At 74.0% G+C, this 215-nt stretch carries 1 pseudogene; it reads left to right on the forward strand.

Features of this window, described 5'->3' with window-relative positions:
* Nucleotides 1–206 (forward strand): annotated as a pseudogene (locus ACSNN7_RS29190) (cellulose-binding protein); the annotation flags it as partial.
* Nucleotides 207–215 lie beyond the last annotated feature (9 nt).

Here is a 215-nt window from a genome sequence, read left to right on the forward strand (position 1 = left end):
GCGCCGCCGGCGGCGGCATCGTCGCCCCGAGCGTGGTCAACGCGGCCCTGGACTGCCTGGCCAAGGGCACCAACTGCGGCAGCTTCCGGCCGCCGCGTACCTACCCGGGCATCCGGGGCGCGATGACCTGGTCGGTGAACTGGGACGTCACCAACGGCAACGGCTTCGCCCGCACCGTCAAGCCGCACCTCGCCACCCTGCCCTGATCCGCGCGG

Source organism: Micromonospora sp. URMC 105 (assembly GCF_051386295.1).
Taxonomy (GTDB): Bacteria; Actinomycetota; Actinomycetes; order Mycobacteriales; family Micromonosporaceae; genus Micromonospora.